Origin of the sequence: Shewanella sp. SM87 (assembly GCF_025653705.1) — a bacterium.
In the GTDB taxonomy this organism is placed as follows: Bacteria; Pseudomonadota; Gammaproteobacteria; order Enterobacterales; family Shewanellaceae; genus Shewanella; species Shewanella oncorhynchi.
Genome location: NZ_JAKKSC010000042.1, coordinates 1 through 20,430 on the forward strand (window position 1 = coordinate 1; position 20,430 = coordinate 20,430).

Consider the following 20,430-nt stretch of genomic DNA (forward strand, 5'->3'; position numbering starts at 1 on the left):
ACATTAGCTTGCTCAGTTTGTGGTGATAGACGTTGCCGCCATTTATAAAATGACATGGTGCTCAGTTGATGGGTTTGGCAAAACTCAGTGATGCTCAGCTCTGATGTGTGCCATAAGTCGATTAATTGCTGCCATTGTGCAGCGTTGCGGTAAGCTCGCTTTGCCATATCACTCTCCTGTAATGATGAGTGCACAGCTTATCGCGCGATCTTAAGTGGGAATAGGACGTCCTAAAATGGACGCTTACATGACAACTCAGAAAATTGATGCCCTAAAACTGACTCATACATTGGTTTTATTTTTTTTAGATCGTGAAAAATCAAATCTTTAAGGTATGTAGCAACAGTTGCCTTTAGCTTGTCCTTAGTTTGATATAATTCACCAAGTGTAAATTGCCTTTTTGAAAGCTCTGGGTTTGTTTCAATAAGTTTTCGAGTTAATGTTTCTGAGTTGCAAACTTCATGAATAAAAACTCCAGCTAAATAGGCCTCCACAGAGGAAACAACATGAGCATGAATCATTACTAGAAAGCTAAATTTCGCATCTACAGGTACTTGGAGGTTTAATATTGTATCTATGCTGTTTATTTGATCCATGAGCAATTGATAGTGATTTTTATCTTCACTATCTTTAAACCAGTCAAAGTCCTCTACATGAAAATCACCTCCACGAGGATTCCCGTCGATTAAATCATCGATAAAATCTGGATCGCTCGCACTTCGCCCATACATTTCACATAAATCTTGATAATCGCTCATATATCCATTCTTTCAGTAAGCGCCGAAATTAATGGGCTTTATAAAGTTTATTGAACGGCTCGTCCGAAAAACCGACCGTTTTAGTTATTGATGAGTATAACCTTATATTTTATATGTCTTTGAAGTAAAGCAATTTAATGACTCTTACACTCAAATAAAAAATTAGTGGGGTCAGAGTAAACTTTATAAAACTCACTTTTGGACATTTCCGAGTTAGACTTTTAGCTCGAATGAGTGAGTTTCGAATTAAAATTTCTATGTGTAACGCTCCATTAAGAAGCTTTTAATTGTTGGTCATAATGTGAAGCGACGAAGAGCCTGACAAACTGTTAAAGTCTAGCTTGAATGGCTTGCTATGTTTTTTTCATACGGTGCCATATGAAAGCGGGTGTTTTTTTAAGCTTTTGATATTGAGATAATCCCGATAAAGACTCAGTAAACCCACTTGCTGCACCGAGTCCTAACATTGCTAAAAATGGTATAGCTGAGCCACCACTAACAATTGATGCAGACAAACCACCTAAACTAACCAATGAACCTTTAGTAAAACCTGATTTCATAGCACTTAGGCTATTACTAACCTCTTTAATTTGAGGTTCAATCTCACTAGAAAACAACCTCCTAGCTCTTCTATTGAATTCATTACCTTCATAGCCAGAAAGCTCACCCGATAGGTCGAGTAAAGTTTCATTAAAGCGTTGATATAGTTTTGGGTTTTTCGTACGAAGAGTGAGTATTGTTTCGGGGCAATCAATATTCAAGAGACTACCATTAGCATCGAAAAAGCCCTTTGCCTCTCCTCCTTGGTTAGGGGGTGTCTCAGTTGTCATATTTAACAATCTAGCTTCGAATGGTGACTCAGTTATATAAGTATGGCCTAGCTTTTGAGAAATACTTGACTCAGTGGATATTCCAATTAATCGTGCTCGCATAGCTTGGTTAATTGTTTGATAAGACCAAAAGTCAAATTTTTCTTTGCTTAATGTACCCTTATGGTCCCATACCATATTTAATTTAAAAAATTCAGAATTATCATCATCGGATTCAGCAACGCTTGTCTGAAATAAATAAAGGCTTACCCCATTTTGCCAATAATCATTTTTAAAGCTAACATTTAAAGCCATTCGACGATTAATATGTGCAAGCTCGGATAGTACATACATACCGCCGCTCTCATTTGAAACAACAGAGTTTTGGACTGCATTATCATGAATATAGTCATGGATTCTTTCAGAAATAGACGATTTAAAAGCATCGTCTGAAGCTAAAATTGGAATTTCATTTCCATTAGGCTGAACGAGATCTAATAATGGATAAATTCTTACAATATCAGCTCGAATTAATTTAAAAAAATACGAAAAAAGGTTAAGCCCCTTCATTAAGTCTTTGTATCGAATATCTCCTCTAACCATCAATGGGTCATCTATTATTTGCGACTCATATATCAAAGCCGAGGCTAAAATTTTTGAGTTAGTTAGAGCAACTGATGTAGAACTGTATAAACCACTTAACCTACCTGATACTGAAAAACCATTTAATTCTAAGGGGAATTGAAAAACTCTTGACTTTATATAGACAGATATTCTTTTGGATACCTCATGATCAGGTAAAGAGGATATATCACAGACTGCCCCCTGGGCATTCAGTAACCCAACTTCAATCAACGTATCTAATGCTAAGTTACTCAAAAGTTTCTCCTAAAACATAAGCCAGCTATAAGGTGTGCCCCATAAAACCAACAAAGCGCACTGAACTCCATACCAAAACTGCCGAGTGTAATTCATGGCCTTGTTAGCACACTATATTTCGTTGAGCTCCAACTTCATTTGCTCTTTTAAAGCTTCTCGACTAATCAACACTTTAGATCCGCTTGCAGTTAATCTAGTTTGGTATGGCGTTACATTTGAATTATCACTAAAATGATCAGGTGTCCCCATGAATCTAAGCATGGTTACTGCATCGTCATAGGATAACTTTATATCTAGCGCAAGCTGGTCCAACAGAGCATCAATTTGAGGGGTTGCGATTAACCTTATACTGCTAGACTCATGTGTAACTTTAATCTGTTCTTTATTTAACTCGTTGAACAATTGCATAATCTCAGCATTAAAGTCCAAAATACTTTGAGTTGATGTTTCCGCACATTCCGATAATTGCCCTGTAAGTAACCGCTGAAACATTGGAGGGAACCTTTCAATAAACACTGAGTTACACTTGGCATTAAACTCGTCAATTAAACTAAAAAATTTGGTGAATTGTGCTCTTTTATCTTCATATTTATACTTCCGTTTTTCAATATCTAGCAAATGCTCTTTCTTGACACTTTCAAGTTCTGCTGCATGTTTAGTTATGATTTTTTGCTTAGCACTTTCTAAAGACTGAATATCCTCTTTTAATGCTTTATTCGTGCCTTTCGCCTTTGTATAAGCAGTAAAATACAGCAATAAAGCTCCAATAATGGAAGCAAAACCATGTGTAAGCATATCAGTTGTATTCATCTAATCTTTAAACCTTCCACTAGAGTGCTAACGTCTTAGTATTTGTGCACTACGCTGTTTGCAGGGCATAAATCGCTTGTTGGACTTGGCCGATGCCTTATCCAGATTAATTGGTATTCTTCATGCTATAGGTATTTGCTTTATTGCGGTAGCGGTTTTTATGCAGTTTGAAGGGTAATCACTTGATATTGTGTTAGCTTTATCATTATTTAATTCTCACGTCAGGCAGATTCTTTACCTTGATTGACAGCATTTTGGCCTCGCATTCAGGCTGATACTCGTACCACATTTTCTCAATGGCTAACGTAATTTCGGTTGGATAACTTATAAGGTCAGAACTCTGTAGCATTACTAAAATTGGGGAAGAAATGGCTTAGGATGACCTGCCTAACACCTACCAAGCCAAAATAATACAAACTAAATATGCCCTCCCCTTAATTAAGTCTACATTGGCTCAATATGATAATGAGACTAGCTCACTTAGGGTATACCCCAAGCAAACTAGCCACATTCCATTGTCAATTGGTTCGCTATATATTGATTTTAAACCCTACTCGCACCAGTATCGTAAACCATATCCTAAATGCACCAAATGAGGCAAAATGTTTATTCGGGCCTACCTGCGCGCATCAACAGATGAACAAGATGCCAATCGAGCCAGAAATGAATTGGTTCAGTTTTCAGAAAGTAAAAATATTCGTATAGCCAGTTTTTATACCGAGACGCAATCAGGGGCGAAATTTGAACGACCTGAACTTGGGCGCTTAATCATGGACTCTCACCCTGGCGATGTTTTACTCATTGAAAAAGTCGATAGGTGGTCTCGCCTCCCCTTCGAACAATGGAAGATTTTAAAAAGTAAGTTGGTAAAAGCCAATATTCATATTGTTGTCGTTGACCAGCCAATGACACATGGGATCTTAAATGGCACTGAAGAACATACCATGATCGCAAAGGTACTGACTGAGTTCATGATTGATTTAGCCGCGGCAATGGCCAGAGATGATTACGAGACAAGAAGAAAGCGACAAGCACAAGGCATCGAAAAGGCCAAAACCTTAGGCAAATACCTTGGGCGTCAGCCTAACCATGGATTGAGGCAAAATATTCGGTTACTACTCGATGAAGGGAAAAGCTGGTCACAAGTGCAAAGTCTGCTTAAATGCAGTCGTTCTACCATTGCGAAAGCTGTTAAATCACTAACCAACATTTAAACCAATAATTTTAGTTCGCTATTGATAGCGTAATGAAGAGAATCGCAATGCCCCAAATATATCCTATTCGTTTCGGAAAGAATGGAGAGTATGAACTGACCAAGTCAGCTCTCAATCACATTCTGAACGGCGATAAAAAAATTCAGACGAAAACAGTATCAGGTGTACGCACTAACGATATCGCCTTATCTGGAGGACTCCACACTTGGGACGGTTGGGAAGAACTCCTCAAACAACATACAAGTGTCGTTGTACATTTACTTGAATACGACTCAGATCGACACGATGACTGGTTTTACGCTCGTGAACTTCAGAACGGTGTTATTACTCTAAAAATTCCCCGAATAATGTTTATCGGCAAAGCAGCTAAGATCACCATGCCGCCTGATGTACATTATAAGTCAGGGTACCTCTGGAAAACCCTATACCCCTTAGGATACTCAAAAGATGAAGTTATCAAGGTCATCGCTGAAGCTTTCGATAACCTAGATCGAGAAGACTCAACACCTCCGACAAATGAACAACCAGAAGGAGTTCTTTATGGATACGCGATCTTGGATGATCCACTCAAAACAATGAAGCTACGTATACAACTCCGAGGTAACCAAATTCAATCAGCATTTCCGGCTTGGGAACAGCCTGCAACGGGGAATAACGGTAAGCCATACTCACATTTACATTCGATCAACTTTAATATTGCCGACTCAACAGTCTACCACGAAAAATATACCAAAGCCTGGGGGATCTTATTTCAAGAGGGTTTCCCTAGCTTAGATAAACTAGTAGATATCACTCCAGCCTTTATCTTAAACAGATCACGACGTAATGTTGCAATAGCTATAGACGACTGGCGCCATATGCGCGAAGTCGAATTGAAGTCAATTGGACCTTTGATGGCTCCAGATGTGTTAAAACATATCGAAGAATATTTATATGACTTCATCTGCAGCAAAGATCCATACAGAATACAAAAGGAACTATATAGTAATTTCTTCGATGACATTTGCCAAAATGACATAATTTTTAATGCGGCTCAATTAATCGAAAATGTTGCTGAATGTATTCAAGTGTTGACTCATAGTGATATTAAGCATGGAACCAGACGTGCTGTAAGTGCCATGATACGATTTATTAAAATGGCAATTATTCACACAGGTGGACTATGTTCATTAATGTTTAAGAGAGTGCTTGGTGAATTTGTTGAAGCGGTTTTAGGCCATCCAGATGAAAACGCACGCTGCGAGTTCTTCGCAGCACTGTCAAATTCACCATGTCGTTCTGCACTTTTTACCGAATTTAATCTAAACCCATTCATAAAAGAAGATAATGAGAATGGGTGGACCATATGCGGTTTTACAGCAGTAGACATCGAACTAAAGCCTGAACATTTCTACGATTTTATGAGTTTAAATCTTGGAGAAAATTATTTGCAGCATTTATCAAAGGCACAACGATTAGCTATCGCACAAAACTTGTTTCCTCAACCAGCACTAAAAGCAATGGTGGTTGACAGCATGTCGTTTCTTTCAGGAATCGACTTCCAATTCTTTATGCCTACACGCTTAGATCCTGCACAGTTCGTTCAGAGAGCGCTTCCCGAAGAAGACGACCTTATTGCCGTAGCGAGAGATTATAGCAGAATGCTTGTATTATACCGACAACGTATTGTAATGGAGGATGTTTATTCTTATAAAGTCGATTTGGATTATAGCCAAGCAGGAACGAGGAAATTCTTTGAAATTATAAACCAGAAGCACAAACGTATGTTTGTCCTAAATATGCATGAAACTATGCTGACCAAGCTAGCCAGCTTCGCAAATAGCGTGGGATATATTAAATTAGAAGCAAAGGTTGAAACCATGCTCGAGCGGCTTCCAAAGGAAGCTATACCTCTACCTAAACCGATTCCCAGCTATATCTTAGATACTCAAAATTGGCTAAAAGTACCTGCAGGGGAAGTTAATACCAAGACCTTAGTTCAGAAAATACTTGGATAAGCTCTAGATATAACATGCCGATGCAATATAGCACTTCAATATCTGGATTTTGTATAGGTATGAATCAGTTCTTAGAGATTTGATTCATATTAAGGGAAAACGCCCCTAAATAGCCGCAAACTGACACTGGACGGGTTTGAGAGGATAAAGTGAATCACTCTGGTGTAGAGTGATTGAATGGCGTGATTTAAAGCTAAACGACTATTATAAGTTGGAATGACCAGTCTATTGGGTTTTTAGCCCTCGTTAAAACCCAATTCAAACTTATTATTAATCTCCGAAATATCCACTGATTTTAGCTCAACCCCCTCAGCTCCCGGCATCTTATTGCCTTTATAATTTATGTTCCCATATGAGAAAACATAAGGGTTCTCCTCATTAATTTCTTGCAGCATACAATCTAAAAAAAGTCTAGACTTCACGGTTGACTTAGTTCTAAAGTTATTTCCGTCAATGCTTGGTATTAGTTTTAATTGATGCGCAAGGACATTTTGGCTCTCTTTCAAAAAGCGATTGTTAACGAAAATATATGATTGATTGGCAAGAAAACCTCGACCAATAAAAATTACAAATCCGATATTTCTGTAATCTCTATGAAAATCGAGTCTAGTAACACGATTTAAACCTTCATGTTCAATGTCGTGATATTGGCAGCATCTTTTAGATAGTAAATGACATAACTCCAATACAGTGATGCTCAATTGATAGGAGTCTAAACTATTTTCATGCTTCACTTTGTCTTCTGATTCAAGACAGTAAATTAGACCCGTGTTGAATGATTTTAAGCCTTTTTTGTCTCTGTTAGTGGCATATTTTCTATTTATTTCATTCAGTTTATTTGAGACCCACTCGATCAGAGGAGCAAGTTGTTTGGATAGCTCAATGCTTACAGTTTTGCCTATGAATTTATTCGCCAGTGCGTCAGCCTTCGCACATTCTATTTCTTCAGCAATCGCTATATCACCCCTTGTTAGTAACCCACCTTTAGGCCCATTCACATCAACAAAGCAAACATCTTTTAGGCTGTCTTGAATGACTGACTTTTGCTATCAACACAATATTCTTGTCCATCACGCCATTCACTAAATGCACGGCCAAAGTTTTCTGCAGGAACAACGTGTTCCCATTCAACCTTTTTAGCTCGTTTTAAATGAGTTGTCGTCACAAAACCTTCAGGTGCTAGTATGTTTTTTTAGCATCAAAATTAGCACCGCAGTAGATAGTCACTCGATGGTCTTGGTAAACCTCCCTCTCGAGCATTTTCTTTGCTTTACTAAATGAGTCATTCGATATATTTCCAGCGGCATATGCCGTTGAATTAATGAACATTAGGGCAAGCGAAAGAACGACTTTAGTAACATTTAACTTTTGAAACATTATGTAGCTTCCATTATCGGTATTTTTCAGGCAATGGCGTATTAAGTTCTTCAATCCGAACATTCATTCTACTCGCGTTATATAACCAAACATGAAATTGCTCAAGTAATTGCTGATTCTCGCGCTTCAACCTGGTAATTTCACGATCTTTCTTCTCTAATCTCTCAGATGCAATTCTTAAGCTTGGAGGCAAAGATATTTTATCTTTATTCGTTGTTCTGCCAGATACTATCGCTTTTACTTCACCAAAAGCAGATTTAATCCTCACCTGCTTTTGAAGCGTTTGCCTTGTTGTCTGGAATTTCAAGTCATGCTCAACTGCTTCAACAAGACGATCCCACGAAAGCTTGGCGTCAACAGGCCATTCATCGAGAATTTCTACAACATCAGCGATATCTTTATCTGTTAAGTGCCTAGCCATTTTCTGTCCCTAAATCATAATCAAAGTCATCAAAGTCGTCTAAATTGGAAAAAAGTTCGTCATCTGAATCGAGTGCCAATATATTTCTATCAAGCATCTCATCAACACTGACTGTTGCAAGACGTTTGTAATTAATAATTTCTGGCAACCGCTTTTTAATGTTGATATCCATAGCCCTATCTAACAATGTCACATCGGGTATATGCAACCTTATCAATGAACCATCTTCGATATTGGGATCTTCCATTAATTTCAAGAGTGCTTCACATCGCTGAACAGTAATTATCCGTTTTGAATACCATCTTTCAGCTCCTGGAACATGTAACTCAAAGTTTTTTTTATCTTTTTCGAGCATTTTTATCTCTCGAGCAAGACGCTGACGAATCCGATCACATTTATCATCTTCTCCTTTTACACAAACCTGCTCATTACAATTAATGCAGTCTCGATATTTCACACAGGGTTCACTTAAGTATGAGTGAATGCACATGCCGAATTCAGTATAGTGAGTTGTTAAGCCCGCCTTAGTATTTAACTCTTGGATTGTCCTTGGAGTTGCGATTTGGACTTGTACTAATGACTTTGAGTTTGTTTCAGCAATTTCATTTTCTCGATCTTCAATAAAATCCTGACCGTATTCTTCTGGTGTAGTGTGATCATAGTATCGGTTATGTTTAGGATCAGAACGTTGCGCCCATTTTGCTCTTAAATCTCCCGCCATGCCGTTGACCGCTGCCATGGTATCCAACATATGACGAAGTTGATGAGACGTCATACAGAGAGAACCTAAGCCCCAACGCTGAAATAACGAAAGGGTCCCCGTGAGTTTCTTCTTTGTCTTTCTGCTGACCTTTTTAGTTGGTGCTAAATCCTCATTTATAGTGCCAATAGTTGATCTACACAACTCTGTATGGCAGGTTGGGCTCTGTATATTCAGTGAGTTTGCAAATCCACAAAATAGAGCCTCAGACCACTTCACCTTGACTTTACCCATGCCAGTTTTATAGTAAACATAGGGGAAATCTTCAGGCAAACGATTCCGTATCACGAGATTGAGATCACGCAGAGTGTATGTGTACTGTTTTCTTGAAAGCGATCTTGCCTGCATAAAATTGCGAATACTGTAGTGATCATAATGAGATACGCCCAACTTAGGTAAATCTAAACCCAATGCCAAACATACTTCCATACTCGTTAATAGCTGATTTTCTGGAACATCTGGACATAACCTATGCCGAGGAAATTCATCTGACTCCTCCAGTAATTTTGCGAAAGAACGGGCTTCGGCAGATAGCCTTTTCAAACGATCGAAAGCAACCGTATCCGCTGGATACATAATTGTAGGAAGCCATTTGTTCTCGTGACCATAACCCTTGCCGCCGAACCATTTAATCCCCATGAGTGTAATTTTCTGCTCAAGGTAAGGAATAGACTCGTCATAATTCAATGGTAATATGGGTTTAATATCTTCTTCAATAAAGCCCAGCGCCAAAGCTTTACGGACAGTCATACGCTCAGTATGAACACAATCCGCTTTTAAATAGAAAAGCTCCGAAGCACGAGATGGAGCACTTAATAACAAAACCATTGTGGACGTAGTGAATAAATCTCTAGCTGATAAATCATGGTCTTTAGCCGAACTAATTTGAGCGATACCCATTAATGCATTTTCATCTGGCATTTTTTTTTGACGTGCCAGTTCAATCTCAGCAGATGTGGAATTCATCTCAGCTGCTTTCTTTACTGGATTTTTCCACACAAATGGCTTAATCATTTTCTTTGATATTAGAAAATCAAGAAGTAACTTGAGTCCCCGACCAGCATTATATAAAGCGCCTTGTCCTAACGACTCCCTTGCATGCTGCACTGCTTTATCTAAATCACCTGCGGACAGTCGAGTAAAATCAACGTGCCCATAGAGAGGGATACACGCATTATTTATCGCACGCATGGCATAAATTTTGGTTAGAATCGCAGCGTTTTCCCAGGGGCCATAAGCAATATATGCTTTTGCGAACGATATTACAGATTCATGTAATAAATCGGCTGAATTACGACTTTTACTCGATACACCAAACCGGGTAAAGTGCACGACTCTAGGCCAATAGTTGCTTTCATAATCATACTTATTGTTTATCAACGGGAGTTTGTGAGCAAAAGTGATAAAATCGTTAACATTCTGTTCATGATCAATCTCGGAATGCGATTTAAATATAATAATATTCTCAGACATTATTATATTGCTCGACAAGTTTGATCACCTGAGACACTGCGATTATTGCCCTGTCATTAATACAAATAATAGCCGCATCAATCTTCTTATACTCTTGCAATCTTTTGCGTTCTTCCAGTAACCATATCAAAACTAGGTGATGAGGAGCATTAGCCCATGGCATAAACTTAGGGCACATATAACATGCTACGGGCGCATAATCATGGCAATAACTATGAGTTCCACAGCTTCCAACGTCACAATCTTTCTCATGAAAAGGTATACGTGGGGCTCCCGTTATTACCTTATTAGCCTCTCCCTCATCTTTCACAAGTTTACCAGCAAAGGCTGAAGCATACCGTGCAAGGGGTTGGTTCATGATTTTAGAAATTTCAATAGCATACTCAGGAACATTAGCGACATAAACATCAACATGCTGTGTATCTGAATGATCTAATAACGTTGCAATAGTCAGCACTCCTGCTCCTTCCATCGCAGCTCGGGTACCAAGGGTGTAGCGAAATCGATAAGGATTACAATGAAGAAGCTGACCGGTTCGCTCGGATATAATTCCTAGCTTATTCGTTGCTAAAACGACTAATCGACTAAATTCAGCTCTTGGAATATGGACAATTTCTGTTTTCAACAAATCTAATAGCTTATCCTTAGCGTTTTTCATTAAAAGAATCGTCTGCCCCCCAAAAAATAACGGTAGCTCATCTCTCTCTTCTACGGACAATCTTTTGCCTAAAGCTTTTTCTATTTGAGAAATAACATTTTTAATGTACAGTTCAATAACTTGCGCGGAAGAATTCACCAAGCCAAATTTTCTGAATGTAGACCGAAAACCACCATTACTCTGCTTAATTCTGGGAATAGAAACAACATAAATAGGTGGACCTGAAATCACACGGGCATAGGAGAAGTCTTTAATTTTTAAGGTAGCAATTTGTTCAGGACGGCGACCAGTGGCTTTAAGTAATAGTATCTTTGCATAATCATCGGTGCTTATTTTACCTTCTGCATATCTATGAGCAGAATTAAATTCTATAGCCTCAAACTCTGCCATGCTGAATGGTCCAGTAAGAGGATCTAAAGACATGACTGGAATACCACGCTCACCAGCCGTTAACTTCCATTGATCCATCAATTCAAATACACATTCATCTATATTGCTGTCAAGACCCAGATAACGCATTTGACGAAGAACACATCTTAGCGATGAGACTATTGGCTCATTTTTTTTACCAAGGATAGTTTTGAAAGATAGTAAACCTAGTTCAGTAAATGATGATGCATTTGAAAGTTCTGAATATTTTTTTAATGCATTAATATAATAGCTTACAGTCCCTCCAGCTAATGTTTCGGCATAAAAGATTAAAATTTCTCGTAAATCTTCTGCAAGCTCATCATCAAATTCATCAAGAACTCCAACATTAACAGTGACATTGCGGTTTAGTTTCCAGCGCCTTTTAAGGTAGTTAAATTCAAAACCGTTACTGGAAATTGAAGTCGTTGATTTACTATCTTCAAAATTAAATTCTTGTGGCAAAGCACACCGCCTTAAAAGTCAATATCTGTATCTTCATAAGCACCAACCACTAAATTAATTTCATGGCTATTTTTCTCTTGCAGCTCTAATCCGAATTCAAGTGCACGTTGTGTCCTATGTCGTTGACTATAACGCTTCGCCTCTTTAGAGTTTGCAGACCACCCCATCAATTTTTGACGATCTGTTTCTGATTTTTCTTCTGATACCTTACCTTCTTGAATGCGCTTATCTGTGTATAAACTGTATCGATCATTCCAAGAATGTCGCAATGCATGAGGATGAACACGATATTTTACGGCTTGTGTTATCTGACTAAATACTTTTGAAATAGCGCTGAGAGAGATTGCATAGTTTGCAGAGATTTTATGATTATGCGTGACAAATAAAAACGGAATATATTCAACACCATTAACTTGGCTACGATAAGCTTCTATATACTTATGTATCATGTCAATCATTCGCTTATCGAGCGGAAATTTCCGCCCCTTTGTTTTAGCTTCAGGGCGAAGCATCCGCTTATCATCAGGATCTTCTTTCGCACGAATGTTCACATACCAACGCCCGTTATTGGGACTACGCAAAAAATCATCAACCCGCATTCTAGCTAATTCGCCTCTACGACATCCAGTCGCTTCCAACAAGTTCACCATCAGTTGATTGCGGTATCTGATCCCTTCACTCTTCCAAGGATTTTCTGTTGTGTCAGGGCGAACCACATCTAATAATCTTATGACTTGCCAGCGGACTAATGATTTGAAGTCGTCTTCTGACTCATCGTTTGTACTGAATCTTTTGGGGCGTTTGGAAAGTAACCATTGTTCTGTTGAACTATTTTTATCAGCCATGAAATACATTTCAAGCCAAACAATATAGCGAGCATAAGTTGTTATTCGATTGTAGCTTGTCTCGGGAGCAATATCATTCTGATCATTAACTAGAATGACAGATCGAGCAGTCTCGAGTTTTCTTCGATTAGGAGCTAATTGCCGTATGTTTTTAGCTTTGCACACAGCCACATGCTCTCTAAATGACTCAACTTTCCGCATTGACCATTTAACTAACGTTTCTAATTCTGGTTTTGTTAGAAAATCACCTTCCATGCAACGCTGAATAATATCAATCTCCATGAATTCAAATATTTCATAGAGATAACGAATTTGTTCTAAAACGGCATGGCAGGTATTACTAGCATCGGACTTATTGCGGTGATGAGTTGTTAAGTAGAGGTTTGGATATGGCATTGGCAAACCATCAGCATCAAGCAGCACTGAATAGTTTTCACCTGTACCAAATTTAATTCTTCGGATTTCCAATTACACCCCCCTAAAACATTACACTTTCTCAAGGTATAGCATAACCAAAAAATGAATACAAAAAAAGTTTACAGAAGTTGATAAACTTAACTGTAAACTTTTCCCTAAAGTATTAATTATTAATAGATAATTAATTAAAATTTACATTACATGGTCTCAGGTGAAAATCAGAATGGAATATCGTCATCCCAGCCATCATCCAAATCTGGAGTGAAGTTTTGCTGTGGTTGTGGCGCTGGACGCTGTGCTGGTGCTGCAGGCGCTTGATAAGCTGGCGCTGGAGCGGCTTGTTGCTTAGGCGCATAACCACCTTGTTGTGGTTGTTGAGCCTGTGGTTGACCATAACCTTGCTGCTGGGCAGGTGCTGGCGCAGCATATTGTTGCTGAGCTGGCGCTTGGTAAGCAGGTGCAGCTTGAGGCGCTGGCGCATATTGATTTTGTGCAGGAGCCGCTTGTTGTGGTGCAGATTGGTAACCTGCGTTTTGTGGCATGCCGCCGCCCATTGGTGCGCCTTGTGCCTGGCCACCTTGACCACGGCTACCTAGCATTTGCATGCTACCGCTTTGGTCGATAACCACTTCAGTGCTGTAACGCTCTTGACCACTTTGGTCTTTCCACTTACGGGTTTGCAGTTTACCTTCGAGGTAAACCTGTGAACCTTTACGCAGGTATTCACCTGTAATTTCAGCTAATTTGCCGAACAGAACCACACGGTGCCATTCAGTACGCTCTTGCTGTTGACCTTGTTGGTCTTTCCACGATTCGCTGGTCGCAACTGTGATGTTAGCGACTGCATTACCGTTTGGCATATAACGCACTTCTGGATCTTGTCCCAAATTGCCAACCAAAATTACCTTGTTAACACCACGACTGGCCATTGAAATCTCCTGCGATTCTTTAAATAATCTATTAATTCAGTATGTTGTTTATCTGTGTCGCCGTAGAGGAAAATCAGCTTCCCCAAATACCACACGGCAGACCCAGATATTATTGAGCAGAGCCTAACACAGCTCGTGCTTCTCTTAAATCGAAATGCTCATCAACCTTTAAGTAAGCCACTTTCTCGTCCAGTACGACTATGGCTTCAACAACGCCCATTAATTGGGATAACTGGGTTGCCATATCCCGCGCTTGCGCCTTGTCTTTGACTTCGGCTTCTAAGGTGTAACTCTTTAACAGCACGGGATTTTCCATACCCAATGTCAGGAATAACCAAATAGACATTAAGATCACAGCAACAATAAACACCCCGACCGCGCCCACTAATTGGAAGGCGCCACCGCCCAGCATACCACCACAAAAGGCCCCTAAAAACTGGCTAGTGGAATACACGCCCATGGCCGAGCCTTTTTCGCCGACGGGGCAGAATTTAGCAATCAAACTGGGCAATGAGGCTTCTAAATAGTTAAAGCCAGTGAAAAACAGCACCACGGCAAAGCTTAATACCCAAAGGTTGCTAGAGAATGCGGCCATCGCCAGTAATGCCACTATCATGATCACAAGAGCAATTTGGAACATAGCTTTAGTATTCTTACGTTTAACGCCGATAATGATTAACGGCACCATCAGGAAAAACGCCCCCACAAAAGCAGGGAAATATAGCATCCAGTGTTTTTCCTTCACTAAACCGGCATCAACAAGATCCAGCGGCAAAGCCACAAATACCGCAGTTAACACTAAATGCAGGATAAAAATTCCCGCATCGAGTCTAAACAACTGCGGATCGGTTAACATCCGCTTGAGTCTGGCAGGCGTCGCTAACGTGTCGCCCTTAGGCGCATGGGTAATCGGACTCGGTACTAAAAGCTGCACAATCAACATGCCCAACACAGCGAGGATGGCCGTGAGGTAAAACAGACCCGATAAACCCACATGTTGCGCAACAATCGGCCCGACCAGTAAAGACAGCGCAAAGGAGGCGCCGATACACATACCAATAATCGCCATCACTTTAGTACGCTGTTCGTCGCGGGTTAAATCTGCGGCCAACGCTAATACGGCAGCCGCAATCGCGCCCATACCCTGCACTGCGCGGCCAAACACCACACCATAAATCGTCTCAGCATTAGCAGCAATCAAACTACCAATAGCAAACACCACTAAGCCCGCCAAAATAATCGGCTTACGACCATATTTGTCAGATAAAATCCCCATGGGGATTTGTAGCGCGGCTTGGGTTAAACCATAGGCGCCAATAGCAATACCCACCCACAGAGGCGAGAAGCCCTCGAGGTGCTGACCATAAAGTGCAAAGACAGGCATGATCATAAACAAGCCCATCATGCGTAAACCAAATACACTGGCTAAAGAAAACGCGACTTTTTTTTCCGTACCCGAAAGTCCGTTGTTACCCATGATTTTGCCCTGGATTGAAGTCTTTTAAGGGGCGCATGTTACCACACCCAAAAGGATTTGCTCAAAAGGAAATAGTGACCTAAACCACTACCTGTACAGTTAACTTTTATCCCTATTATCACGGACCTATATTGACCGCGCTCGGGTTAACATGTTTATTTTTCTGCCCTATTTAACGCTCAGGCACAGGGAACCGAGTCTAACATAGTGTTCACATTTGTCCTGTGAGTCAGTACGCAACAACCGCATTAATCTTAGTTAATCCACTCGGTACATAACTGCCACTGTCAGCAAGCCGATTAAAAGCCAGTGCCCGCCTAGGATTGGTGCAGATCACAGAATCAACTAAACTCAGCCGCCGATCTGTGCGATACTTGTGCTCATTTTTTTAAGCATATGGCATTAGAGCGATAGATGGATAAGATTGAAATACGCGGCGCACGCACCCACAATCTCAAGAATATCAACCTGACTATCCCTAGGGATAAACTGATTGTCATCACGGGCTTATCGGGATCTGGCAAATCCTCCCTCGCTTTCGATACTTTATATGCCGAGGGGCAAAGGCGTTACGTCGAGTCCCTATCTGCCTATGCTCGCCAATTTTTGAGTTTAATGGAAAAGCCCGATGTTGATCATATCGAAGGCTTAAGCCCTGCGATATCCATAGAGCAAAAATCCACTTCCCATAACCCACGTTCGACCGTGGGCACGATTACCGAAATTTACGATTACCTGCGCTTGATGTTTGCCCGCGTGGGTGAGCCGCGTTGTCCGACACACAATCAACCCTTGGCGGCGCAAACCGTCAGCCAGATGGTCGATAAAGTGTTGGAAATGCCCCAAGACAGCCGCTTGATGCTGCTCGCGCCTGTGGTTAACGCCCGTAAGGGTGAACACGTTAAATTGCTCGAAGGTCTATCAGCGCAGGGTTATATCCGTGCGCGTATCGACGGTGAAGTGTGTGATTTAACCGATCCGCCAACCTTAGATTTACACGTTAAGCACACGATTGAAGTGGTCGTCGACCGCTTTAAAGTGCGTGACGATATCAAGCAACGCTTAGCGGAATCCTTCGAAACCGCACTGGAACTCTCCGGCGGCATCGCGACCGTTGCTACCATGGATGACGACACAGGTACTGGTAAAGCAAAAGGCGAAGAACTGATCTTTTCGGCCAACTTCGCCTGTCCGCACTGCGGATATTCGATGGCGGAATTAGAGCCCAGGATCTTCTCCTTTAACAATCCAGCCGGCGCGTGCCAAACCTGTGATGGTTTAGGAGTACAACAATTTTTCGATCCTGAGCGCGTGATCAGCAACACTGAGCTGTCACTGGCTGGCGGCGCGATTCGCGGCTGGGATAGACGCAACTTCTACTATTTCCAAATGCTCAGCTCACTCGCCGAACACTATAAGTTCGATGTCGAAGTGCCCTATGAGCAGCTCAGCGAAAAAGTCCGCAAAATCGTCCTGTACGGATCAGGCAAAGATAGCATTGCCTTTAAGTACATCAACGATCGCGGCGATGTGGTGGTGCGTAATCACCCCTTCGAAGGCATTCTCAACAACATGGACAGGCGCTATCGCGAAACCGAAAGCAACTCGGTACGTGACGAATTAGCCAAGTTTATCAACACCCAAGCCTGCCAAAGCTGTGGTGGTTCGCGTCTGCGCGAAGAAGCCCGTAACGTATTTTTAGGCGATATCAATCTGCCGCAACTCACCACTTGGTCGATTGGCGAAGCCTTAGATTACTTCGAAAAAGTCGAGTTTAGCGGCCAAAAGGCCCAGATCGCCGAGAAGATTTTAAAGGAAATCCGCGATCGCTTAGGTTTCCTCGTTAACGTGGGCCTCAATTATTTGAGCCTATCGCGCTCGGCAGAAACCCTCTCGGGCGGTGAAGCCCAACGTATTCGACTCGCCAGCCAAATCGGTGCAGGGCTCGTCGGCGTGATGTATGTGCTCGACGAACCCTCAATTGGTCTGCATCAAAGGGATAACGAACGTCTGCTGCAAACCCTGATCCACCTGCGGGATTTGGGCAACACTGTGATTGTGGTTGAGCATGACGAAGATGCGATCCGCATGGCGGATCACGTGATCGATATCGGCCCAGGCGCAGGTGTACACGGCGGCGAAGTCATTTGCGACGGTCCGATTGAGAAGATCATCGCCTGTGAAGAGTCAGTTACCGGACAATATATTTCTGGTAAGCGCTGCATTCATATCGATACACCGCGCATTCCGTTCGACAAAACTCAAGTAATTGAGTTGTTTGGCGCGCGCGGTAATAACCTGCGTAATGTGGATTTAACCATTCCCATTGGCCTATTCACTTGTGTGACGGGCGTATCGGGTTCGGGTAAATCGACCTTAATCAACGATACCTTCTTCAAAATCGCCCATAGAATGCTCAACGGGGCGACTGTGGACGAGCCTTCACCCTATGACCGTATCGAAGGGATGGAACTGTGCGACAAAGTGGTCGATATCGACCAAAGTCCGATTGGTCGCACACCGCGTTCGAATCCGGCCACTTATACCGGCATCTTCACCCCAATTCGCGAAATTTTTGCCGGAACCCAAGAGTCACGCACTCGCGGTTATCAAGTCGGCCGCTTCTCCTTTAACGTTAAAGGTGGACGCTGTGAGGCTTGCCAAGGCGACGGCTTGATCAAGGTCGAAATGCACTTCCTCCCCGATGTGTATGTGCCCTGCGATTCCTGTAAAGGTAAGCGCTACAACCGCGAAACCTTAGAAGTACGCTATAAAGGCAAGAATATTCACGAAGTACTGCAGATGACAGTGGAAGATGCGCGTCAGTTCTTCGATGCCGTACCTGCCATTGCCCGTAAGCTACAAACCTTGATGGATGTGGGTTTGTCCTATGTGCGTCTCGGCCAAAGTGCGACCACACTTTCGGGCGGTGAAGCCCAAAGGGTGAAACTTGCCAAAGAGCTGTCTAAGCGTGACACGGGCCAAACCTTGTATATCTTGGATGAACCGACCACGGGCTTACATTTTGCCGATATTCAATTGCTGCTCGACGTGTTGCATCGTCTCAAATCCCACGGCAACACGATTGTGGTGATTGAGCATAATCTGGATGTGATCAAAACCGCAGACTGGATTATCGACTTAGGCCCAGAAGGTGGCGGTGGTGGCGGTATGATTTTAGCCACAGGCACGCCGGAAGAAGTCGCCGAGCATCCAACCTCCCACACGGCACGCTTCTTAAAGCCACTGCTAAAACGGGATATCGAGCTGGCAAAGGCCAATAAAGCTAAGGCTTAACATTCGGTTCATGCCGCGGTCTGAATAATAAAAGCGCAGTCGCCCTAAGCACTGCGCTTTTTTTCGCTCAGCAATCCAATATGCTTAAGCTATCGCATACATATAGATCTCATTGAATTAGAATCGGATTTAGGCAAAGATGATATTCATCTTCTGGCGAAGGCTTCAGCGATAAGGAATGTCCATGCGTGATAGCACTCAGTCCCCAGTGACTCACCTTATATTACCGAAGCAGTATCAATCACTTTTAAGTAAAAACCTAAGCGACATAAACCTCAGTGACGTAAACCTAAGTGCATCGACTCTATTCAACCACAGTCGTATCGGTCAGCGGCTCGCCAAGTTCAAGATCACGCACCTTATAAGACATCAATCCCAAAGACTTGGCTTATTAGCACTGGCCTGCGTTGTTTCAACGACCCTCACTGGCTGCGCTAACTCAGCCGAAACCTGTGCACGCACTGAGCTAAAACTCACTTGGGCCGAGCCCACAGAGTTACAAGCGACAGTCACAGTATTAAGCTCGGATGAATTTAAAGGCCGCAAAACCCAAACCCAAGGTGCGGCAAAAAGTCGTGACTATATAAAGCAGCAATTTCAGGGGCTAGGTTTACAGCCTTGGGGTGCGGACTTTATCGTGCCCTTTGAATATCAAACCTTCTTCACCCAAGAAACTGGTGCCAACGTGGTCGCCACCGCGATGGCGGCAGAACCGACGAATCGATGGCGCATTATCGTCGCCCACTATGATCACTTAGGATTGAGCGGCAGTAAGATTTACCACGGCGCCGATGATAACGCCTCGGGCGTCGCCGCTATGCTCGCCATTGCCAAACATTGGCAACAGCAATTTGCCCTACAACCCAATACCTTGCCTAAGGTGAACCTGATGTTTGTGGCAACCGATGCCGAAGAACCCGGGCTCTATGGCAGTATCGCCTTGGTTGAACAACTCAAAACCCGCCTGCCAGAAGCGACTTTTGAGCTGATGTTGAATTTAGATATGGTGAGTCACCCCGGCAGGCCCTATGGGATTTACCTAGAAGGCAGTCGAAACTTCACTCAGTTCAATCAATTTAAACCCCTACTGAATCAGCAGAACCGACTTTGCATTAAACTCACGCACCCTAAACCCGTTGGTCGAAGCATACAAAGTACCGATTGGCTGCGGGCGTCGGATCACTACCCCTTCCACAAAGCGAATATCCCTTGGCTGTATTTTGGTGTGCCGACCCATCCCCAATATCACACACCAGAGGATACCGTCGCGACAATCGACATCACTTTTCTTGCGGCAGTGACAGAGTCAGCATTCGAGTTACTTCAATTAAATGTTGAATATTTAAAGAATTAATGGGAAGTGGCGCGTTTCTTGCTCAGTTTTAGCGAAAAAAATGCAGAAAACAGGTTAAATCGCGTGACTCTGATTGGTAAAG

15 protein-coding genes and 1 pseudogene are annotated in these 20,430 nt (G+C 42.1%); 4 read left to right on the plus strand and 12 right to left on the minus strand.

The window, feature by feature from the left end; genetic code table 11:
- The 4 genes from tnpA to L5M11_RS21460 form a co-directional block, all read right to left on the minus strand.
- A partial coding sequence (gene tnpA / locus L5M11_RS24040; protein ID WP_411569098.1) for an IS66 family insertion sequence element accessory protein TnpA occupies positions 1-167 on the minus strand: 167 nt, incomplete at its 3' end.
- A gap of 63 nt (positions 168-230) precedes the next feature.
- Positions 231-758 (minus strand): hypothetical protein, encoded by a 528-nt coding sequence (locus L5M11_RS21450; RefSeq protein ID WP_263193193.1) that lies wholly within the window; start codon positions 756-758, stop codon positions 231-233.
- 353 nt (positions 759-1,111) lie between these two features.
- On the minus strand, positions 1,112-2,446 hold the full coding sequence (locus tag L5M11_RS21455; protein WP_263193194.1) for a hypothetical protein: 1,335 nt from the start codon (positions 2,444-2,446) through the stop codon (positions 1,112-1,114).
- Between the two features lie 111 nt (positions 2,447-2,557).
- A complete protein-coding gene (locus L5M11_RS21460) occupies positions 2,558-3,256 on the minus strand; it encodes a hypothetical protein (RefSeq protein WP_263193195.1) in 699 nt (232 codons plus the stop codon).
- 602 nt (positions 3,257-3,858) lie between these two features.
- On the opposite strand from L5M11_RS21460, the gene L5M11_RS21465 reads away from it, so the two are divergent.
- Entirely contained in the window at positions 3,859-4,470 is a 612-nt protein-coding gene (locus L5M11_RS21465) for a recombinase family protein (protein WP_263193196.1), read from the plus strand.
- Positions 4,471-4,502: 32 nt separating this feature from the next.
- Positions 4,503-6,467: a hypothetical protein gene (locus L5M11_RS21470; RefSeq protein ID WP_263193197.1), complete on the plus strand. Its 1,965-nt coding sequence runs from the start codon at positions 4,503-4,505 to the stop codon at positions 6,465-6,467.
- Positions 6,468-6,703: 236 nt separating this feature from the next.
- Here L5M11_RS21470 and L5M11_RS21475 read toward each other — a convergent pair whose 3' ends face one another.
- The 8 genes and pseudogenes from L5M11_RS21475 to L5M11_RS21505 form a co-directional block, all read right to left on the minus strand.
- A complete protein-coding gene (locus tag L5M11_RS21475) occupies positions 6,704-7,465 on the minus strand; it encodes a hypothetical protein (protein WP_263193198.1) in 762 nt (253 codons plus the stop codon).
- A gap of 29 nt (positions 7,466-7,494) precedes the next feature.
- Positions 7,495-7,796: pseudogene (locus tag L5M11_RS24045) on the minus strand (endonuclease I); the annotation flags it as partial.
- Positions 7,797-7,857: 61 nt separating this feature from the next.
- On the minus strand, positions 7,858-8,265 hold the full coding sequence (locus tag L5M11_RS21480) for a hypothetical protein (protein WP_263193199.1): 408 nt from the start codon (positions 8,263-8,265) through the stop codon (positions 7,858-7,860).
- Positions 8,258-10,498: an integrase gene (locus tag L5M11_RS21485; RefSeq protein ID WP_263193201.1), complete on the minus strand. Its 2,241-nt coding sequence runs from the start codon at positions 10,496-10,498 to the stop codon at positions 8,258-8,260. The genes L5M11_RS21480 and L5M11_RS21485 overlap by 8 nt, the downstream gene beginning before the upstream one ends.
- Entirely contained in the window at positions 10,491-12,029 is a 1,539-nt protein-coding gene (locus L5M11_RS21490; protein ID WP_263193202.1) for a site-specific integrase, read from the minus strand. The genes L5M11_RS21485 and L5M11_RS21490 overlap by 8 nt, the downstream gene beginning before the upstream one ends.
- Positions 12,030-12,040: 11 nt before the next feature.
- Positions 12,041-13,342, minus strand: coding sequence for a tyrosine-type recombinase/integrase (locus tag L5M11_RS21495; protein WP_263193203.1), 1,302 nt, complete (start codon positions 13,340-13,342; stop codon positions 12,041-12,043).
- A 167-nt stretch (positions 13,343-13,509) separates the two neighbouring features.
- Positions 13,510-14,220 carry a single-stranded DNA-binding protein gene (gene ssb / locus L5M11_RS21500; RefSeq protein ID WP_263193205.1) on the minus strand — a complete coding sequence of 237 codons (711 nt, stop codon included), beginning with the start codon at positions 14,218-14,220 and terminating at the stop codon, positions 13,510-13,512.
- Positions 14,221-14,329: 109 nt separating this feature from the next.
- Positions 14,330-15,697 (minus strand): MFS transporter, encoded by a 1,368-nt coding sequence (locus L5M11_RS21505; RefSeq protein ID WP_263193206.1) that lies wholly within the window; start codon positions 15,695-15,697, stop codon positions 14,330-14,332.
- A gap of 414 nt (positions 15,698-16,111) precedes the next feature.
- Here L5M11_RS21505 and uvrA point away from each other — a divergent pair, with 414 nt between their 5' ends.
- Complete coding sequence (uvrA, locus tag L5M11_RS21510; protein WP_263193208.1) at positions 16,112-18,994, plus strand: excinuclease ABC subunit UvrA; 2,883 nt, start codon at positions 16,112-16,114, stop codon at positions 18,992-18,994.
- 184 nt (positions 18,995-19,178) lie between these two features.
- The gene (locus tag L5M11_RS21515) at positions 19,179-20,348 is read left to right on the plus strand and encodes a M28 family peptidase (protein WP_263193209.1); all 1,170 of its coding nucleotides are present in this window, start codon (positions 19,179-19,181) and stop codon (positions 20,346-20,348) included.
- The last annotated feature ends 82 nt before the right edge of the window (positions 20,349-20,430 follow it).

What these genes read in the sequence shown, in the direction of transcription:
- L5M11_RS21505 (WP_263193206.1), bottom strand. Translation starts at nt 15,697, where the DNA reads ATGGGTAACAACGGACTTTCGGGTACGGAAAAAAAAGTCGCGTTTTCT.
- ssb (WP_263193205.1), bottom strand. Translation starts at nt 14,220, where the DNA reads ATGGCCAGTCGTGGTGTTAACAAGGTAATTTTGGTTGGCAATTTGGGA.
- L5M11_RS21515 (WP_263193209.1), top strand. Translation starts at nt 19,179, where the DNA reads ATGCGTGATAGCACTCAGTCCCCAGTGACTCACCTTATATTACCGAAG.
- L5M11_RS21460 (WP_263193195.1), bottom strand. Translation starts at nt 3,256, where the DNA reads ATGAATACAACTGATATGCTTACACATGGTTTTGCTTCCATTATTGGA.
- uvrA (WP_263193208.1), top strand. Translation starts at nt 16,112, where the DNA reads ATGGATAAGATTGAAATACGCGGCGCACGCACCCACAATCTCAAGAAT.
- L5M11_RS21450 (WP_263193193.1), bottom strand. Translation starts at nt 758, where the DNA reads ATGAGCGATTATCAAGATTTATGTGAAATGTATGGGCGAAGTGCGAGC.
- L5M11_RS21470 (WP_263193197.1), top strand. Translation starts at nt 4,503, where the DNA reads ATGAAGAGAATCGCAATGCCCCAAATATATCCTATTCGTTTCGGAAAG.
- L5M11_RS21480 (WP_263193199.1), bottom strand. Translation starts at nt 8,265, where the DNA reads ATGGCTAGGCACTTAACAGATAAAGATATCGCTGATGTTGTAGAAATT.
- L5M11_RS21465 (WP_263193196.1), top strand. Translation starts at nt 3,859, where the DNA reads ATGTTTATTCGGGCCTACCTGCGCGCATCAACAGATGAACAAGATGCC.
- L5M11_RS21485 (WP_263193201.1), bottom strand. Translation starts at nt 10,498, where the DNA reads ATGTCTGAGAATATTATTATATTTAAATCGCATTCCGAGATTGATCAT.